This window comes from Flammeovirga aprica JL-4, assembly GCF_012844305.1.
GTDB lineage: Bacteria > Bacteroidota > Bacteroidia > Cytophagales > Flammeovirgaceae > Flammeovirga > Flammeovirga aprica.
On the sequence record NZ_JABANE010000016.1, the window covers coordinates 43376 to 60679 of the forward strand.

The 17304-nt window shown below is 34.6% G+C and carries 12 protein-coding genes; 3 read left to right on the forward strand and 9 right to left on the reverse strand.

Annotated elements, in window-relative coordinates; translation table 11 throughout:
• The first annotated feature begins 63 nt into the window (after positions 1 to 63).
• On the forward strand, positions 64 to 1527 hold the full coding sequence (locus tag HHU12_RS07935) for a B12-binding domain-containing radical SAM protein (protein ID WP_169656209.1): 1464 nt from the start codon (positions 64 to 66) through the stop codon (positions 1525 to 1527).
• A gap of 81 nt (positions 1528 to 1608) precedes the next feature.
• Complete coding sequence (creD, locus tag HHU12_RS07940) at positions 1609 to 2964, forward strand: cell envelope integrity protein CreD (RefSeq protein WP_169656210.1); 1356 nt, start codon at positions 1609 to 1611, stop codon at positions 2962 to 2964.
• Between the two features lie 98 nt (positions 2965 to 3062).
• On the opposite strand, the gene HHU12_RS07945 is transcribed toward creD, so the two are convergent.
• Positions 3063 to 4757 carry a lysophospholipid acyltransferase family protein gene (locus HHU12_RS07945; protein WP_205959821.1) on the reverse strand — a complete coding sequence of 565 codons (1695 nt, stop codon included), beginning with the start codon at positions 4755 to 4757 and terminating at the stop codon, positions 3063 to 3065.
• A gap of 626 nt (positions 4758 to 5383) precedes the next feature.
• Between HHU12_RS07945 and HHU12_RS07950 the strand changes: the two genes are divergently transcribed.
• A complete protein-coding gene (locus tag HHU12_RS07950) occupies positions 5384 to 6232 on the forward strand; it encodes a flavin reductase family protein (protein ID WP_169656212.1) in 849 nt (282 codons plus the stop codon).
• 85 nt (positions 6233 to 6317) lie between these two features.
• Here the strand turns inward: HHU12_RS07950 and HHU12_RS07955 are convergent, their stop codons facing one another.
• The 8 genes from HHU12_RS07955 to HHU12_RS07990 all read right to left on the reverse strand — a co-directional run bounded on the left by HHU12_RS07955 (position 6318) and on the right by HHU12_RS07990 (position 16585).
• Positions 6318 to 7088, reverse strand: a complete 771-nt coding sequence (locus HHU12_RS07955; protein WP_169656213.1) for a phosphosulfolactate synthase — start codon at positions 7086 to 7088, stop codon at positions 6318 to 6320.
• A gap of 249 nt (positions 7089 to 7337) precedes the next feature.
• The gene (locus tag HHU12_RS07960; RefSeq protein WP_169656214.1) at positions 7338 to 8732 is read right to left on the reverse strand and encodes a tetratricopeptide repeat protein; all 1395 of its coding nucleotides are present in this window, start codon (positions 8730 to 8732) and stop codon (positions 7338 to 7340) included.
• A gap of 126 nt (positions 8733 to 8858) precedes the next feature.
• A complete protein-coding gene (locus tag HHU12_RS07965; RefSeq protein ID WP_169656215.1) occupies positions 8859 to 9836 on the reverse strand; it encodes an NAD-dependent epimerase/dehydratase family protein in 978 nt (325 codons plus the stop codon).
• Between the two features lie 17 nt (positions 9837 to 9853).
• Positions 9854 to 10624: a tyrosine-protein phosphatase gene (locus tag HHU12_RS07970; protein WP_169656216.1), complete on the reverse strand. Its 771-nt coding sequence runs from the start codon at positions 10622 to 10624 to the stop codon at positions 9854 to 9856.
• Between the two features lie 88 nt (positions 10625 to 10712).
• Positions 10713 to 13181 (reverse strand): tyrosine-protein kinase, encoded by a 2469-nt coding sequence (locus HHU12_RS07975; protein ID WP_169656217.1) that lies wholly within the window; start codon positions 13179 to 13181, stop codon positions 10713 to 10715.
• A gap of 22 nt (positions 13182 to 13203) precedes the next feature.
• Positions 13204 to 14142, reverse strand: a complete 939-nt coding sequence (locus HHU12_RS07980) for a polysaccharide biosynthesis/export family protein (RefSeq protein ID WP_169656218.1) — start codon at positions 14140 to 14142, stop codon at positions 13204 to 13206.
• Positions 14143 to 14308: 166 nt separating this feature from the next.
• Positions 14309 to 16255 carry a protein-disulfide reductase DsbD family protein gene (locus HHU12_RS07985; RefSeq protein ID WP_169656219.1) on the reverse strand — a complete coding sequence of 649 codons (1947 nt, stop codon included), beginning with the start codon at positions 16253 to 16255 and terminating at the stop codon, positions 14309 to 14311.
• An 18-nt stretch (positions 16256 to 16273) separates the two neighbouring features.
• A complete protein-coding gene (locus tag HHU12_RS07990; RefSeq protein ID WP_169656220.1) occupies positions 16274 to 16585 on the reverse strand; it encodes a DUF4286 family protein in 312 nt (103 codons plus the stop codon).
• Between the last annotated feature and the right edge of the window lie 719 nt (positions 16586 to 17304).

Genomic DNA, 17304 nt, shown 5'->3' on the forward strand with positions numbered 1-17304 from the left:
TTAACCTTTTAATGTAAAAATTTTATCCATTCACTTTGTAATTCAAAGTACTTTTAGAAAACTATGAAAGTAAAAATGATATTGCCGGCATTGGCAGAAGCTGAAAGTCCTTTTTGGAGACCAATCAAATACTCTTTATTTCCACCATTAGGTTTAGCCACTTTAGCTTCTTATCTCTCTTCAGAAGATGAAATTGATCTTCAAGATCAGCATGTAGAAACACTGAACTTGGATGATGAGCCCGACCTTGTAGTTATTCAAGTTTATATCACCAATGCATATCGCTCCTATAAAATTGCCAATCACTATAGAGCAAAAGGAGCTTATGTGGTGCTTGGTGGTTTGCATGTGACTTCTCTTCCTGATGAAGCGGCACCACATGCTGATTCTCTTTTTTTAGGACCGGGGGAAGAAACTTTTCCTCAATTTCTCAAAGACTTCAAAAACAAAAGACCTCAGAAAAGGTATTTCTCATCCGTCAGAACGCTTGTTGGAGCTCCGCCGATTAGACGGGACTTAATTAAAAGAGAACGTTACCTCGTTCCTAATTCAATTGTAGTGACCAGAGGTTGTCCTCATCATTGCGATTTCTGTTATAAAGATGCCTTTTTTGAAGGAGGAAAAGGCTTTTATACACAACAAGTAGATGATGCATTAGCAGAAATTGACCGTTTGCCAGGTAAGCATTTGTACTTTTTGGATGATCACCTTTTAGGTAATGCAAAGTTTGCCACTGAATTATTTGATGGAATGAAAGGAATGAACAGAGTATTCCAAGGAGCGGCCACAATTGATTCCATTTTAAGAGGAAACCTAATAGAAAAAGCAGCGGAAGCTGGCTTAAGAAGCTTATTTGTAGGATTTGAGACCTTTTCCCCAGAAAACTTAAAACAAAGCAACAAAAAGCAAAATTTACAAAAAGACTATAAGAAGGCGGTTCAAAGACTACATTCTTTAGGAATTATGATCAATGGCAGTTTTGTTTTCGGGCTGGATGATGATGACAAAGATGTGTTTAAAAGAACGGTAGATTGGGGCGTAGAGAATGGAATTACTACTTCTACTTATCATGTTTTGACGCCTTATCCCGGAACTAAACTCTTTAAAGACATGGAAAGCAGTGGCCGTATCATTACTAGAAATTGGGATAAGTATGATACTAGAAATGTCGTTTACCAAACCAATAAACTTACGGCTGAGGAATTAAAAGAAGGCTATGATTGGGCGTATAAAGAGTTTTATGCTTGGTCCAATATTCTAAAGGGAAGTCTCAGTCATAATGCGCATAAGCACAAACTAAAACATTTGCTGTACAGTGGTGGATGGAAAAAATTTGAACCGCTTTGGAACTTCATCATTAAATCTAGAAATCTCAATAACATGCTTCCACTTCTAGAGTCAATTTTATCAAAAGTGAACTATAAAGAAAACAAAGCAATTGAGCTGATCACACCAAAGCAAAGAAGTATTTCAAGTCGTTCAAAAGTGATAATTAAGGCTTTGAACAAGCAAATAACAGTCTCATAGACTAAAGCATAACACTTTTAAAAACGAGTTAAAAAATTACTCATTAAACAAATTATTATATAAAATTTTAATCTAATTATTATGGAACAACAACAAAATCAAAAGCCTCAAAGAAGTTGGGCAAAGAACACGGTAATGGTCAAAGTGGGTATTATTACTATTTTAATGCTGTTATTATTAATACCACTTTCTATGATTGAATCCATTATTTATGAAAGGGAAAATATGAATAGAAAAGCCATTAAAGAGGTGTCTTCAAAATGGTCAAATGAACAGGTGGTGAAAGGGCCAATTCTAACAGTTCCCATGTTGATGGAAAGAGAGAATCAAGAGGGAGAAGTGATAGAATATATAAAGTACTGGTATTTGTTGCCTAAAGAACTGAAGATTGATGGTGATGTAGATCCAAGATCATTAAATAGAGGTATTTACGATATTATAGTGTACTCTTCTAATTTAGATGTAAAAGGACAATTTGATTTAAAGTCAATTCCCAAACCTAGCGATCTGAAAGAAATACAATTGGATAAAGCATTTCTCACAGTTGGAATTAATGATCTAAGAGGAATTAAGAATCAAATTAAAGTCAAATGGAATGATACTACCTTGGATATTGAACCAGGAAGTAGAATACCAGAATTAGTAGAAAGTGGTGTTACAATTCCCGTTACACTTTCAGAAGAGGGGCAATCAAAATATGATTTCAGTTTTAATTTGGTACTGCAAGGAAGTCAAAACCTCTCTTTTATTCCACTTGGGGCAACCACTCAAGTAAGCATGCATTCAAAATGGGACTCACCAAGTTTTGTCGGCAACTTTCTCCCTGATACTAGAGAGGTGACAGAAGAAGGTTTTACAGCAAAATGGACAGTTCTGCAGTTGAACAGAAACTTTCCTCTTCAATGGATATCAGGTGAATTCAAACAATACAGCAACTTTGATCAATCAGCTTTTGGGGTGGACTTACTGATCCCTGTCAATGACTATCAAACTTCCATGCGTTCTGCTAAGTATGGAGCCATGACCATTGCATTAACCTTTTTGATTTTCTTTTTGGTGGAAGTGATCAATAAAACAAGAATTCACCCTTTACAATATGCCATGGTGGGGATTGCCCTCTGTTTGTTTTATACATTATTAGTATCGATCTCAGAACACAGTTCTTTCAACCTTGCTTTTGGAATTGCTTCAGTAGCTATTGTAAGTATGATTTCATTATACTCCTTGAGTTTATTTAAAAACAAGAAACTGTCATTAATGTTGATGCTGATCTTATTCGGAATTTATACCTTCTTATTTATCACATTACAAATGGTAGATTATGCATTACTGATGGGGAGTATTGGATTGACAATGATCTTGGGGGCAACGATGTTCTACACAAGAAAAATCAATTGGTATCAATTAAATCTTACACCTACAACAAGTGTGAGTTAGAAATATAAAAAGATCAGGCTAATAATATCAGCCTGATCTTTGATCATGTTGAACGATTTGATAAGTATTTGAGCTGTTGAAAGTACAGACTCAACCACTTAATTTAATTGATTGGTTACTTTTTGAGGTATGTTAAGAACGTCTACCAGAATAAATCCATCTAAGCAATTGTTGAATTTAGGATCAGTATTAAAACCGATGATTTTGCCATTCAATTTGATATACTGACGGATCAAAACCGGTACTTTGTATTTTTTAGAATCAATTTCCATTAATAATTTGTCCAGTTCATTGATGTTGAAATATTCTTTGTTCGTCAATTCATCAATGAACTCTTGCACATTGGAAGTGATTTTATATTTCTTTCTAGGTTTGATCAGATGTGAAAGTTCGTGATCATATAAGAACTTGTGTGAGTAATAAATGATCGCATCTTTTGATGCATCAGAATAGTCGTTGCTTATACTTACAGAACCGAACATGTATCTGTAATGAGGATTTCTTTTCAAGTAAATATTGATGCCTTTCCAGAGAAAGAATAATGGGAAGGCATCTTTTTGCTTCTCTTTGATGACAAATGACCTTCCAAGTTCAATACCTTGCTTTAAAATAGAAGTAAACTCTTTTTTAAACTTGAAAAGGGTATTGGTATAAAATCCTTTTTTACCAACAAATTCCATGATCTCATCTCCTTTACCGATTCTGTAAGACCCAATCACACGGCTTTCCTCCTTATCCCAAATAAATAAATGCTGGTAATATTCATCAAAACGGTCCAAATCAATAGAGTGGTTTGTCCCCTCTCCTACGTCTCTAAACGTTTTTTCTCGGAGTCTTCCAATTTCAAGAAGTAGATAAGGAATTTCTTCAGAAGGACAGATATATACATCATATTGTTTCTGACTGAAAAGAAGTGAAGAAGGCGAAAGATCATTGATTTCACTTTCTAAAACCTCTTTCGGAATAGGCTGGAATAAGGGTTCAGCTTCTGTTTTTATCTTTTTATTGGGCTTCAGGAATTTTTGAGATTTCAATCCTTCCCCTAATAAGTATGTTTTATTTCTTAAATATGAACTTACTTCCTCAATTGTTTCGTACTGCTGATAATCCTTCGGTTGAATGGGCTGACCGATTCTAATTTTCACCTTGTTCCCTTTCTTATTTAAGAATTCCTTCGGGATCTGCATAGTTCTCAACGAAGGATGCACTTTTCCTAGCAGGTGGAACATCCAGCTGTTTACACCATGAAAGTAAACAGGAAGTACAGATATATTTGCATTTTGAATTAAGCGAATAGACGATTTTGTCCAAGGTCTATCTTCAATTCTTTTATTACTGTTATAATAGGTAGAAACTTCACCAGCTGGAAAAAGGCCAATAGAATTACCTTCTTCCAAGGTTTTCATCACTTTAGAGGTAGCATTGAGCTGTTTTTTATGGAATGGATCGACACTGATAAATAAATCTTGGAAGGGTTTCATGACTTCCAGAAAGTGGTTGGCAGTGACTTTGAAATCCGGTCGAACCTTATTCATCATCAAGAGTAATAACACACCATCAAGCAATCCATAAGGGTGATTGGATATACTTATAAACGCACCTTCTTTAGGGATTTTAGCAAGGTCTTCATCACTGACTTCAAAGGAGATATTGAGCATATCCAATGATTTCTCAATCAATTCAATTCCTTCAAAACGAGAGAGTTCAGTATACATCTCATTGATGGCAGAAAGCCCTAAGGTTTTCATGATTAACTCAGTTACTAATTTGTTAGTACCAAGTTCTTTCATCATTGTTTCAGTTGGTATTATTTCAGCTTGCATAACTTTTTTTTCTTTTCCAAAAGGTAGTAACCTCGTTTTATCTGAAGGTTATTTAAAACTTAATTCTACTTTGTTTTTAGATGAATTAGACGTTACGTTGTCATGTTAGGGTAATAAATCAATTTAGTTTGATATTAATCAAATAGTCGTTTTTTTTGGTTCAATTTTTAATCACTTTAAAATCTAAAAATCAGTAAGTTATAGAAATAAGAGCTTCTAATATTCAAGAAATGAGATGATCTTATTTTGAATAAAAGTACAGTGATGAGGTGTTGTCAATATTTGATTATGCAAATGAATGATTTTATGTAAAGAAGTAAAACTGAAAATAATACTCAGTGTTATCAGTTATTGTTTACTCTCCTCTTTATGTAAGTTTCAACTCTTTCAAAATGAGGTGCATTATATTGTAAATATTGTTTTTTACACATTTGTATTCCCAAATAAAATACATTTGAAATATCAAATACATAAAGGGGTTGCTTCCGGAATAAAATTTTGAAACAGCGATGAATTCTCAAAAAAGTCAAATAATATTTTGAGAAATTACAGATTACTGATACTTTAAAGTGATCATATAAAACACCAATAAACACATGAAAACATTTACACCCTCAGACGTTACTACAGCACAAATGCATGGTTACCTTTTGAATGCCATTGCACCACGTCCCATTGCTTTTGTAAGTACAGTTGATGATGAAGGCAATGTTAATTTAAGCCCTTACAGCTGTTTTAATTTCTTTGGAGCCAATCCTCCTATTTTAGTTTTTTCACCCACAAGAAGAGTCAGAGACAATACAATCAAGCACACTTTAGAAAATATTTTGCAGACCAAAGAGTGTGTGGTCAACATTGTACCCTACACAATTGTTGAACAGATGTCGCTTTCAAGCACTGAATATGATAAAGGTGTCAATGAATTTATAAAGTCGGGCCTGACCGAAGTTCCCTCTATAGATGTACAACCACCAAGAGTGATGGAATCTCCTGTTCAATTTGAGTGCAAGCTACAACAGGTCATAGAAATGGGACAAGAAGGCGGTGCAGGTAATTTAGTTATATGCGAAGTGATCAGAATACATGCCGATGAAAATATATTGAACGAGAACGGAATGATAGAAGGGACTAAACTAGACCTGATGGGAAGAATGGGAGGAAACTATTATGTAAGAGCTTCCGGTGATGCTTTGATGAGTATTGAGAAGCCAGTTCGCAAAAAAGGAATCGGTATAGATCAATTGCCTTTACATATTGTAGAAAGTGAAGTATTGACCGGTAATCAGCTAGGTAAGTTGGCCAATATAGAAGCTATTCCTACTGAAGAAGCATTGAATCATATTGATGTACCGATGATGGATTCTAGAGAAGATAACCATAGGCTGGCAGGGCAGTTGCTGGATAAAGGTATGGTGGAGGAAGCTTGGAAGGTTCTTTTGAGCTAGTTTGTCTTTGTCGACATTTGAATGAAAAATCCCCTCTTACAGCATAGAAACCGTAAGAGGGGATTTTTCATTATAAAATTTTAGCTTACTTCCAGCCTTCGTTCAAGAAGTCGTGGAAAGTATCGCCTCTTAAACCTAAACGGATAGTTTCTAAAGGAATAACTTCTTTAGGAGCGATGTTACCAAGGTTCACGTTAGTACCGATCAACTTGATAAACCAAACTTGCTGTGCTTTTTGAGGAGCTTCCCAGATGATATTTTCGTAAGGTATTTGAGTTAAGATTTCTTCAACCAAACCAGATCTCACTTCACCTGAAGAACGGAACAAACCAACGTTTCCACCTTCACGAGCTTCACCAATTACTTTCCAAGCACCAGCGTCTAATTCAGCACGCATTAATTCGATCCATTTGTATGGAGGAATAATTTTCTCAGCGTCTTTTGACCCCACTTCAGAAAGTACTGTTGCTCTTTGAGATAACTTATTGATATACTCACATTTCACATCGTGGGCCATATCCATAGATCCATCAGATACTTCGGCAAAGTCCAAGCCGAACTTGTCCATTACTCTTAAGTAGTCTTCGAATTGATTTCTGATTACAAAAGCTTCAAATAAAGTACCTCCTAAGTAAACGTTGATACCCGCTTCTTTATAAAGGTTGATCTTATCTTGAAGCTGAGGAGTTACATAAGAAGTAGCCCATCCTAACTTTACTATATCAATGTAATCTCCTGATGTTGACAAGACGTCTTCCACTTCACGTAAAGACATACCTTTATCCATTGCCATCGTTAAACCTTTGTTTCTTGGTTTAGCACTTCTTTCAGGAAGATTATTTAAAACGTAATTCATCATCGGACGATTTGAAATAAAAAAAATCGACTTATCGTGTCGATACATTTTTAATTGCTTACTAAGTATATTCAAACATTATACACAATAAGACGAGGCGCAATTTCGTAAAACTGAACCGCTTATAGCGTATATTTTTGTTAAAAAAATGAAATATTAATGCTAATTACCATTTATGAGGAAATAGGTAACAAAATGCCCCAAAAAAAGGGGCAAAATTCAATTTTTATAGATAAAAACCTTCAAAAATTACTTCTTTCTGAAGCTCAAAATTGCCGATTCTAGAATTTTCTTAACAGTGTTATTAGGAATAAAATCAACTAATTCAGTATGAGCATCATAGTTTAGTCTTAATGCAATTTCGATATGTTTGTAAGCATCTTTTAGTTTTCCCGACAGCATATAATAACCTGCAAGCCTATAATGAATAGAGTGATTTTCGTCTAAATGCTCTAATGCCTTCTTTAAAACGACAATCGCTTCCTCCGTTTCATTTTCATTATAATAGACCATAGACCATTCTATCCAAGCTTCTGATCTGTTAGGGTTGATCCTGCAAGCTTCTTCAAAAGCTTCAAGGCCAGAATGTAAATTTCCTAAAGCAGTTTCGGCCAATGCCAATGAAAACCAATACTCATCATAAAACTTATTCAGCTTTACAGCTTTCGTTAAATAATGGGTGGCCTCAAGGTAATTACCTAGCAGTCGGTGGTTTTCTCCAGTTCCAAACCATGCTTCATCATAGTTCTCATCTGTTTCAATTGCTTTTTTGAAATAGCGGATACCTACATTGTAGTCTTTCATTAACTCCGCTGAAGCTCCCAAATGACAATAAAGTTCTGCCGAAGGTTCTTCTGAATGCTGTAAAGTTTCTAAGTAAGCCCTAAATGCTTCAGCATACTTTTTAAGGTTCATATAGCAATGCCCTGTCTGCATATGCGCACTCTCAAAAGTATCATCAATCAGAATAGCATAATCAAAAGCTTTCAAAGCATTGTCATACGCTTTGATCTGACTGTAATAGATACCTAAATTATACCATGCGTCAATATTGTAAGGGTCATTATCTACGAAGTGCTGAAGGAACTTTTGAAGCTCTTCGGTTTGTTGCAGATGTACACAACAGTCCACTAGCTCATAAATTGTGTTTTCATGAGACATATCGCTTTCAATAGATTTTTTGAAGGCTTCAATGGCTTTCTCAAATTCATTGATAGACTGAAGTGTGATACCGATGTTGTAATAAATATCTGCAGGGTTTTCTGCGTAAGGCAAGGCAGTCTCAAAGCTATTGATTGCTTTATCTACCTCTCCCACTATAGAATGCAGAGATCCTTTATGAAATAAGACATTGAAGTCTGTAGGTGCAATTTGTTCCGCTTCATTAATAGCGGCAAAGGCATTAGTATAATCGCCAGAAAAGGCCAGTATTCTAGCTTGAAGCACTTTTATTGTACTTGTAAAAGGGTAAACACTATTGGCTACCTCGCATGCTTTAAGTGCTTTATTAATATTGAAATTAACGAAATAGTGTTCAATGATTTCTTCAAAGGTACTTAGGTCAAAAAATTCTACTCTTCCCTCCTTTTCCATCAACTCAAATTTTTCTAAAGCACTCTGTATGTTATTTTGACTATCGGGCATCTTGAAGTTTTTAAATAGAAAGTTCTATACAATATCGTAATAAATATAATGCAAAGTTGTTAATAGACTTCTATTTGTGTGAATGTATTTAAGGCGATTATTGAGGTAATAGAGGTAGGTATACTTCTATTGGTTTGAATTAATCCAAACCATTGTTTCTTCCAAAGAATGGAAATTAATGTTCAATTCCTCAACTGCTTTTGCATTTTGGTATTGATAAGTAGAAAACAATGTATTGATAAGATCTTTTGTGAGAGCATTTTGTTTACTGCTGAAAATAGAGAGTGCCTTTTTGATGTAATACAGTACCATAACTGTAGAACGTGAAATACTCTTTACTGGTGGATTTACATTCAGCTGTTTACTGATAATGGTGAGTGCATCCTTGAAAGGCAGATTGGATGCATTCAAGATGTAGCGTTCACCTGTGATTGGAAGGTTCAACACGTTCACTACACTTTGAGATACGTCTCTGACGTCTACTGAAGAAAAAAGCCCGCTAGGGTAATACTTAACGCCTTTTTGAATATAATTTAAAATAGACAGACTACTTCTTTTGAAATCTCCCACTCCAAAAATGACAGAAGGGTTTAAAATCACCATATCCAGACCTTCTCTGAAACCTCTCCAAACTTCCTGTTCAGCATTGTATTTTGAGATAGCATACTGTGACATGCCTTTCTCTCCAGTCCATTTAGAATCCTCGTTGATTTTATCACCAAATTCAGGAATACCCAGTGCGGCAATAGAACTGATAAATACAAACTTCTTGATATTGGATTGTAAGGCGATATTGACAAGATTGGCAGTGCCTTCCACATTCACAGCACGCAACTCTTCTCTTGAAGTATTAAAAGAAACAATGGAGGCAGCATGTACGATATATTCTACATCTTGCAACACATCAGAAAGCTGACTAGGGTCCAAGAGGTGAACATCCACCCACTCTATTTGATCACTTTCGTTTTGAAGAAAAGATTTATCATTTTGAATGCCATTCATAGCTACAATTTGAGCACCTTCTTTTATCAGTGCCTGAATGATATATCCTCCTACAAAGCCGGTTCCTCCGGTTACAAAAACTTTTTTCCCTAGTAGTGACAAACTCTTATATGTTTCTTTTAAAAAGTTGCAATTTGATTGTTTTTAAGGTTCAAACCTAATGATTTATAATAATAAGATGAATTCAAAACCTTTTTTAACCCTTCAACATGTTTTGGTTTATGAGAATCACTTCCTATAAAATCAACCAAGTTATCGTCAATCAATCTTTCAGCAATTGCTTTTGATCTTTTAGAATAATAACCCAGTAAAGATAAAGCGTTTACCTGAAGCAAAGCACCTATACTTTTCCACCTTTTTATTTCCTCATAATCATCAAAAACATAGTTATACCTTTCAGGGTGAGCAATGATGGGCTGATACCCTTGAGAGATAGCCATGAATATTGCTTCATCTATAAATAAACAAGGATTGATAAATGATGTTTCGATTAATAAGTAATTTTTTCCGAAAGTCAGGAAAGGTTTTTTATTTCTTAAGTTCAACAGGAAGCCATCGTCAAGATAATATTCAGCAGCGGCATCAATAGTAATATCAATACCTTCTTTAGCTACTTCTTCCCTTACCAAGGTGAGTTTCTCATTGATACCCTCAGGCGTATTTTTATAAAAGTCGCTCATGATATGTGGCGTAGCGACTAAGTGTTTGTAACCAAGTTGATGCAGTCCTTTTATAATTTGCATGGATTCTTCCATATTAGAAGCTCCATCGTCTATTCCAGGTAAAAAATGGGCATGCATGTCCATGGTTATTTCTGGTCCTTGAGGAGATGTAAAAACCTCCTTAGCTTCTTTTTTATCTTTAGAAAAAAGACGAGACAACCAACCCATAATAAATACTTTTATTTCAATTGAATAATTACAAACTTACTAATACAACTACTGATTTTGAGTATTATTTCGTTTGTCTTAAGAAATATTATTTTTTCTTTCTGTTGAAGATTCTTTTCCAGAATGGTTGTGTTTGCTTGTCAAAATAAGCGGCATCACCTGGGTTTAAATCAGACTCATACCCATAAGTATAACCATATCCAAATCCGCCAGCATTATATGACATTGCTCCATAACCATAACCGTATCCGCCATAACTTCTTCTATCAGGAACAGAATTAAGAATGATGGAGATATTTTTAAATTTCCCAGATTTATAGAGGTTATCCGCATTGTCAATAAATGACACTTTAGAGTAATCAGCTCTAATTACATATATAGGATTAGTGACGTGTTGCATGATAATCATACCGTCTGTTACAAGACCAATTGGAGGGGAATCAAGTACGATAACATCAAAATCTTTCTTCAAGTTCTCAAGGAAAATAGAAAAGTTCTTTGACATTACTAGTTCCGATGGGTTTGGAGGTATAGGTCCTGCACTGATGTATTTTAAGTTGTCAATATCTGTATCTTGCAAACACTCTTCTATAGTAGATTGCCCAATCAGGATTGAAGATGAACCTTTATAATTATTACCGCCAAAAGCAAGATGTACTTTTGGTTTACGAAGGTCAAGATCCACCATGACTACTTTCTGTTCCGACATTCCAATAATACCGGCAAGGTTAGAACCAATAAATGTTTTGCCTTCACCACTAATGGTTGACGTTACAGAAATAACTTTTTTCTCATCTTTATTTTCAATATCTGAAATCATGAAATTCAAATTGGTACGCACAGACCTGAAAGCCTCACTCATTGTAGACTTAGGATCATTAGATACAACCAATTTAGAAACAGGCATTTCTTCTTTGTTATATTCTGGAATTAAGCCTAGAATAGGCATATTCGTTCTTCTTTCAAGGTGCTTCAGTCCGCTGATTTTATCCATTCTGATGTATACAATCAAAATAAGAATCACAGAAAGAAATACACCTACAGCGACACCAATACCATAAGCGATCATAATTTTTGGAGTAATTGGTGTTTTACTCGCATTAGGTGAATTGATGACAGCAGAACTTTCTATTGTACTAGCTTGTGCCATACTCACTTCAATCATCTTATTGGTGAGAAGGTCAAATATATTGGTATAAATAGCGACTCTTTTCTCAATTTTTTTGAAGTCAGGATCACCGCCAATATTCTGATAGAAAACATGTCTTAGTTTGCCAATTTCCCTTTGAAGCTCATCAATATTTTCACCTAAAAACTGTTCGGCAAACTTGATTGATTCAGCTACCTCATAACGTAACTTCTTATAAAGTTCCAGTTTAGCATTGCTTGCCACAGTCTTCTCTGTATAAGCATTTTTCATTCGATTGGCTTGTGCCTCTAACTTTGCTAACTCGCTTAAACTAGAAGAAATATTACCATCTGTAAGAATAGTAGCATACGCTTGTATGTAAACAATACTACTGTCTGCTTCCAGAAAATGTCTTAATTTTTGATACTTTTTACGCTCACCTTTCAGTTCATTCAAGGACTTTTCAAGCTCTTGAATATTACTGACAATAGGACCAGCATCCATATATGAAGACAAGTCTTTATTATAACTGATCTCTCTTAGTTTCTTTTCCTGCTGTGATAATGAGTCTTTTGTAAGGTCTGCTTGAGTGTACAGGTAGTCTAAAGCTCTTTCATAAACGAGGGCTTTCCCTTCTCTTGAAAGTTGACTATCAGCAAGGTTGATAGCATGAAGTATTGCTATTGCTTTTTCTCTATTACCAGCTGTAAAGGAGATTTGAATAGTATTGGCTTTTGGATTAAAAACCTGAACACTAATGTTTTGACGCAGGAAACTTACTAGCGAAGACCTAGAATTGACTACAAACGAGTAAGTATTATTTAAGGAAGATTTTGATTTTAAATCGATGATAATATCAGCTCCTTCAAAGAAAAGAGGCTTTCCTGTAAATCCTTCTACTACACTTTTTCCTTTGTTATAAGTCAGTTTATAACTCTTACTGTCTTCTGAAAAGTTCAATAAGATAGGAGTGTTCTGTAATGAAGGAAGTTTATTAGAAGGAAAGGAAATAGTAAATGGTATACTTTCTCCAAACAACTCAGAATCTCTAACATCACCTACAGAATAATAGCTCAACCTTAAATCAATCAGAGAGTCAAGTATTCTATTATAAGTGACACCTGAAGTGATCAATGCCATTTCACTCTCCAGTTTGCCATCATTCAGAGAGTTGTTCATGATTCCGAACTTCTCAGCAAACTCTTGAGAGGAAGAAGTCAGTTTTATCTGATTTAATGTTGTGGCTTCATAAATACGTGGAGACCAGCGTATATACAAGAAAGCACACACTGTTGTCAGTGAGATCAATAAAAGGGCCCAGATGATATTCTTCTTGATTACATATTCCAGTTTATCAAGATCAATACTATCTGCTATATTTCCATCTTCTCTGTCGAAGTCGTCAAATTCTTTATCAAAATCAGTCATTGAAAGACTTTTTATTTAATGATTAATTACCAGTAGAAATCTGTTGGATTAATAAGTATAATGAAACTACACTTGAAATAACACTAACCATTAATGTTACATCTTGTAAATTTCTTGTATCAGACTTTCTTCTAGGTTCGATATAGATTATATCATTAGGCATAACATTTAAATTTGCTTTCGCCATGCCTTGAATTGTACTCAGGTCAATAAGCTGGACCGCAGGTTTATTCAGTCCATATACAGGATCAGGGCGTATCATCCTTATATTAGTCGCCATGATATCATTTTGTACGGGCACACCATTATTTCCTGAACTTTGTCCACTAAGAGTAGCCTGAGAAATGACATCCAATAATGTCATATGTTCTGTTCGAAGAGGAATAATACTAGCTCCCGTAGCTCCCATTACAATGACTTTTTTATTGATATAGTTGGTAACTACATAAGGATCTAAATAGAACTCACTGTATTTTTTTGCTAATATTTTATTGGCTTCGTCTAAAGTCAGTCCCACTAAATTAATAGGGCCTATAAGAGGTAGAACAACAAGGCTGTCAGATTGAATAAGATAATTTTTTGGTTCATCACCGTTCTCTCTGATAGTCATATTGAAAGCACTGTTGGGGTTTTCCAACATGTTACCATTATTGCCATTTAAGTTTGCATTCCCGTTACTTTTCTTTAAAGCTTGCTCAGGTTGAAGATAATCACCGTTAGGATCAACAATAGCCTCTCCGTTGTTTGTGAAAACAGACATAGCTATTTTATCATCAATATTAATGACGTAATTATGTAGAGCAGATTGTTGTGCATCTAAAAAAACTTCTTCATTAATACTTTTGTCTGTTTTGAACAAAATACTCTTTTTGATAGAGCAAGAAGACAAGCTGACCAATAGAAGTAGAGTTATTAAGGACGTAAAATTAAATTGTTGTATAACCTTTTTGAAATGTTTCATGTTTAGTTACATCAATAGCTTATTTAGCGAAATATTATCAATCGAATAAGCGTAAAAAAATAGGCACTATTGCCCTGAGGGATTAAATTAAAACCAAAAGTAATAAAAAAGGCCCACTCTCTGAATAAATTTCAAAGAGTAGGCCAAAATCTATATCTAATGTGATTTATTTTTTGAAGTTCTTTACGCCTTCATCTAAGAAGTTGATAAAGTTTTCCACATTTAAGTCATACGCTTTCGCTGGAATCATCTTTTCACCTTCGCTATTCAATAAGCAGTAATACGGTTGTGCATTACTGTTGAATTTTACGATTTGGAAATCGAAGTTCTTCGCTCCAATTGTTTTCTTCATTTTCTTATCAAAAGTAGATTGTATCCACTCCTCTTCTGGCAATTCTGTTGGATCATCAACATATAACGCTAGAATGATATAATCTTCTCTTAAACGCTGTAATACTCTAGGGTCTGACCAAACATTATCCTCCATCTTACGACAGTTGGCACAGCCGTGTCCTGTAAAGTCAAGGAAGATAGGCTTGCCGAATTTTTTAGAAGCTTCTATCGCCTGATCGTAATCAAAATAACCTTTCAGACCGTGTGGTAAATCAAACAAATCGTCATATTTCACAGGAGTCAGCAGTGTTTGCTTTTTGTTTGGTCCAGAAATTTGAGCCGCATCTATTTCTTCGCGGATAACACTTCTAATATCAAATGTATGACGTGAAGACTGTGGTAAGATACCTGACAGCATTTTTACTGGAGCACCAAATAAGCCAGGAATCATATAGATCACAAAACCAAAAACGGTTGTTGCTAAGATCATTCTTAGAGGACTGATTGAATCAACTGGAGAGTCATGAGGCAGTCTTATTTTTCCTAATAAATAGAGACCAAGCATCATAAATATCGCAATCCATATCACTAACATAATATCCTTATCCAAAATGTGTAAATGATATACATTGTCAATGTTAGATAAGAATTTAAATGCAAATGCTAATTCAATAAAACCTAAAACTACTTTGACTGAGTTTAACCATCCACCTGATTTTGGCAAGCCTTTCATTAAGCCAGGGAAAAGTGCAAAGATCGTAAAAGGCAATGCGAATGCAGAAGCAAAGGCAATCATACCTAAAACAGGCTTTAATGCCGCTCCGTTAATAGACTGAATTAGAATGGAACCTACAATTGGACCTGTACATGAAAATGAAACTAGTACCAATGTAAATGCCATAAAAAATATAGCTACTAATCCTCCTTTATCAGATTGCTTGTCCATTTTATTGACCAATGAACTAGGAAGTGTTATTTCAAACATCCCAAAGAAAGACAAGGCAAAAATGATGAAGGTGACGAAAAATAAAGTATTCGGTATCCAGTGGTTACTAAGCTGATTTGCGAAAGTGGCATCCTTAGTTAAAGGGATTAATACTGCACCAAAGAAACCGTAAATCGCAATGATTGAAAATCCATATAAAAATGCTTTAGACTTTCCGCCACTTTGATTAGTGAAAAATGACACTGTTAACGGGATCATTGGGAAAACACAAGGCGTAAAAATGGCTGCTAATCCAAACAGAAAAGCTGAGATCATAAAGCCAAGAATGCTCTCATCTTCAGCACTGCCCTCCGCTTGTTTTGGGGATTCAAAAGTAAAATCTTTACTTAATGGAATACACTGTCCTGTTTCATCTGAACAGCTTTGTCCTGAAATACTTGTTTCTATTTTAAAAGGAACTTCAAGGATTTTTAATTGCTGAGTGAATTCACCGTGTTTTTTAAAGTACGTGATATCACCCTCCCAAAGTTCATCGTATTTTTTCTTTGGATTGACTGGAGTAAACTTTCCTGCAACTTCAAATGTTTTGTTCAAAGTATATTCTACCTCTGTCAGCATTGGTCCTAAATCAGGATCAAAATCTGAAGAATAAAGGTACCATCCGTCTATGATATCAGCTTTATAAGTGATAGTGATAACGTCTCCTTTCTGAGGTGAATTGTTTGATAGTTCAGCACTCCATTTGACAGGGTTAATCAATTGGGCATTGGTAGTAGATACCATCCCTATCAGGAATAGACCTATTAGATAAATTGATCGAAAAAATGTGTTCATGTTGTTTTTAAAATCGTTTTAGATCGTTTCTTCTCTTAATACAGAGCGGAACTGACTTACTTTCTCTCCGAATTTCTGTTTGAGTTGAACATGCAAATCCTGTTCGTGTTGTCTCATAAAACGGTCAGCGTCAGATAAGGTTTCTACATCTAACATCAGTGCAAAATTACTTCCGGTAGCTTCCGCTTTCTCAGACAATAATTTCATTAGTTTATGACTTTTAAAACACTTGGTATTCGCAACTTCAGGAATGAAAAAAGTTTTCATCCATTCTTTCCATGCAGATAGCACTTCATCGTCTACATGGAAGGAGATATTATATATGATCATGGTATGTAATTTTCTGCAAAATAAAGACTATAGTAATAATGTACTATTTTTTAAAATTCTTTTTCATATTGACCTACAAGCTATACCCGTTTTCAAGCAGTTAAACACTTAAAATTGGGAAAAGTTAGATTATTATTTTTTTGCCTAATCAAGGCAGAATTGAAGAGCATAGCATAGCTATGTGATGAAATTCTAACGCTGAGTAGTCAAAAAAAGAAGGTCTAAAACTTCCGATTTTAATTGTATAACTGCTTAATACCTAAGCAATCTATTTTATCTAAATAATGAAATTTATTGAGTACAAATATCAATTCATTTCTTCAAAGATTGATTGTATATACTTCCTTACTACTTGTATAAATTTCCTTTGTATTAGAACGTAAATAATTACGATGTTTATTTTAGTTGTATTATTCTAAGAAATCATGTGATTGAGTAATGTAGACTGGAAAGAAATTTCATTTGAGAAGTGTAATAAAGTACGTAAATATTTACGTTTATTAATTTTGAGATGCTATTGATATAAATTCTACATCTGTGATATTGTAAAGAAATTTGGGTATTTAGGGGTAACGGAGATAAGGTTTGGAACTTTTTAATCCAAATTAGGATTGAAGGAGTAAAGAATACTTCGATTACCATGATTTTAAGAGTTAGACCTTTTATTCTTTGAAGATTAACGTCAGAAAAATGGAATAAAAAAAAGATCTTACATGGGA

Coding starts and splice junctions, on each gene's coding strand:
- HHU12_RS07935 (WP_169656209.1), top strand. CDS start 64: ATGAAAGTAAAAATGATATTGCCGGCATTGGCAGAAGCTGAAAGTCCT.
- creD (WP_169656210.1), top strand. CDS start 1,609: ATGGAACAACAACAAAATCAAAAGCCTCAAAGAAGTTGGGCAAAGAAC.
- HHU12_RS07945 (WP_205959821.1), bottom strand. CDS start 4,757: ATGATGAAAGAACTTGGTACTAACAAATTAGTAACTGAGTTAATCATG.
- HHU12_RS07950 (WP_169656212.1), top strand. CDS start 5,384: ATGAAAACATTTACACCCTCAGACGTTACTACAGCACAAATGCATGGT.
- HHU12_RS07955 (WP_169656213.1), bottom strand. CDS start 7,088: ATGAATTACGTTTTAAATAATCTTCCTGAAAGAAGTGCTAAACCAAGA.
- HHU12_RS07960 (WP_169656214.1), bottom strand. CDS start 8,732: ATGCCCGATAGTCAAAATAACATACAGAGTGCTTTAGAAAAATTTGAG.
- HHU12_RS07970 (WP_169656216.1), bottom strand. CDS start 10,624: ATGGGTTGGTTGTCTCGTCTTTTTTCTAAAGATAAAAAAGAAGCTAAG.
- HHU12_RS07975 (WP_169656217.1), bottom strand. CDS start 13,181: ATGACTGATTTTGATAAAGAATTTGACGACTTCGACAGAGAAGATGGA.
- HHU12_RS07980 (WP_169656218.1), bottom strand. CDS start 14,142: ATGAAACATTTCAAAAAGGTTATACAACAATTTAATTTTACGTCCTTA.
- HHU12_RS07985 (WP_169656219.1), bottom strand. CDS start 16,255: ATGAACACATTTTTTCGATCAATTTATCTAATAGGTCTATTCCTGATA.
- HHU12_RS07990 (WP_169656220.1), bottom strand. CDS start 16,585: ATGATCATATATAATATCTCCTTCCATGTAGACGATGAAGTGCTATCT.